We start from the raw sequence: 2247 nt of genomic DNA, 5'->3' as shown, positions 1-2247 counted from the left end.
AAACAGCCTCGGCCTCACCATCCGCTTCGACCCGATCGTAGAACCCGTAACCGCCTGACCAGCACCAACTCTCTTCTTTTCGTGTCAGACCCCGTAGGGGACACGGTCTTGGGTGGAGTGCCGTGTACTCATTGGAGAATTGCTTTCTGTTGATTGACTGGATGAGTCGGGCCTGGTCTCCCGGCACCTGAAGTATTCGCTGGGATGTGGGATGTGTGCCTGGCGTGCTTCGGGGGTGGGGATACGGTTTCTTCATGTATCCCTATGGTGTTGCTGTCTTCCGATCCGACCCCCGTTAGGCGGAAGACAGCAACACCTGCTAATGGGCCTGCTGAGTGAGTCTCTTTCGTCTCGAATAGTCGCAGGTGAGGAGTGTGTGGGCGGCTTGCCTCGATCATTCACGTGCGCGCGCCAGCTTGTGGTGATCGGCTGGGGTCTGTGATTCGTCCCGGTTCGTCCTGCGGGTGATGGTGACGGCCTGCCCGGGTGTCGTCTCGGTGGGCGTCGGTTTCCACGGGCCGAGGGTGTTGCGGGGCTTCTCCTTCCACTGGTCGGGACTCGATCGGGGACTCAGTCGGGACCGGGCAGGTCCTGGACGGCGTCCCAGGCTTCGACGACGCGGGCGGAAGCGGGCCAGGCGGGATCGAGTTTCAACTCGCGTCGGCGGGCGTGATCGGCGAGTTTCGCGGGCACGTCCAGGAGTTGGGCCCGCAGACTCGCGGGTTCCGCGCGGGCGAGTTTGCCTGTGGTGGCCAGGAGTTGGAGCCAACGGGCGAGGTCGACGGCCAGGGCGAGCAGCGTGCACCACGCCTGGTTGAGGGCGAAGTACTTGGAGGGCATCAGGTTCAGGGACAGGGCCTTGCCCCGTCGGATCCCGGCCTCGACGTGGGTGTGGGAGCGTGCCCGCGCGTCGAGGAACTGCAGTTGTTCGCCTGGGGTGTTGGTGGCGATGGCCTGGTAGCGGAAGTCGGTCTTCTTCTCGTACGGCTTGAGCTCGCGCTGGTACTTGGGGTGGATGGGTTCGCGGCGCACGATCACCCGCATGCCGGTCGGCCACCCCTTCAGGTCGAGCATGTCGGTGATCTCGGCCAGGGCAGCGTCCTGGCGCGGCTGTCCCTTCGCGTCCAGCGCGGGAGTCCAGGCGGTGGCGGGGACCTTGGCCAGGGCTTTCCAGAAGTCGTCGTCGCGGGTGTGGCCGACGGAGTACTCCCAGCGGTTGGCCGCGTTGCCGGCGCCGCTGGTGATCCAGGCGAGGAAGTCCATCGTGGCTCCGGCGCCGTCGGTGCGGAACAGCACGCGGCGCCTTCGGCGGGTGGGCAGCTGGCGCAGGCCCTCGACGCTCACCGAGATGTGGTCGTCGGCGGTGTTGGAGCCGGCCGATCCCGGCCGCAGCCGGTTGACCAGCAGCTCCTCGGTGTTGTCGAGGAACATCAGCAGGGGATGGTGGCCGTATCCCTTGAAGTTCGCCTCAGCGCCCTCCTTGTCGGAGTGGGTCTGGATCACCGAGGCGTCCAGGTCCACGACCGTGATCCCGGTCAGCTCCCGCCCGTTGACCTTGATCCAGGGGAAGCCTCCGGGCCGCAGATCGATCAGCTGATGCACATGGCCACGGACCCGGGCCCGGACAGAGGCGATCTTCGTCAGCTGGAGGGGGCCGATCTTCTCCAGCGTGCGCCATAGGGTGGACGCCGACGCCGGCCGGCCCAGGACCGGTGACGCCTGGCGCATCACGTCGATCCCCGCCATCGACCGCGCGCCCAGCAGTACCGCGCAAGCTGCCGAGACCAGGACGGTTCCCCGGTCGTGCACCGGTTGGAAACCCCGGCGGACCAGGGCCTGGCCCAAAGCGTCGGTCAGTCCGACCTTGTCCGCGAGACGGCGCACCGGCACTATGCCCGCCTTGCCCACCAGTTTCTTCCCCTTGGTGGACAGCGACAGATCATCCGCCCACTCGGTACGATCCGACACCGGAAGGGTGCCTCCCCTGCGTGTGATCCAGTCCTAGAGAAGCTGAATCATCGCAGGCCGGAGACACCCTTCCTCTGGGATGTGACAGGCAGTCACTGCGCCAACAGTCGCCGTGAATTCATGAGGCTTGGACGGCGGTGCCGATTCGCTGTGTGGAACATCGGGCTCGTCGTAGCAGTCGCCAGGGCATTGTCAGGTTGAGCGGGAGCCCTCGCCGGTGGCATGATCATCTGTCTGGTCGGATCGCCGGGAGGGGCTGCTCGTGGACGCGGTGTCGTA

The 2247-nt window shown here is 66.0% G+C and carries 1 protein-coding gene; it reads right to left on the bottom strand.

Translation table 11 applies throughout. The annotated features are described in order from the left end of the window. Window positions 1–570: 570 nt before the first annotated feature. Window positions 571–1968 carry an IS1380 family transposase gene (locus tag ABZT03_RS43885; RefSeq protein WP_356049875.1) on the bottom strand — a complete coding sequence of 466 codons (1398 nt, stop codon included), beginning with the start codon at window positions 1966–1968 and terminating at the stop codon, window positions 571–573. Window positions 1969–2247: the final 279 nt, after the last annotated feature.

Origin of the sequence: Streptomyces sp. NPDC005574, assembly GCF_040605435.1 — a bacterium.
In the GTDB taxonomy this organism is placed as follows: domain Bacteria; phylum Actinomycetota; class Actinomycetes; order Streptomycetales; family Streptomycetaceae; genus Streptomyces.
This window is presented reverse-complemented; position numbering and strand designations above follow the sequence as displayed.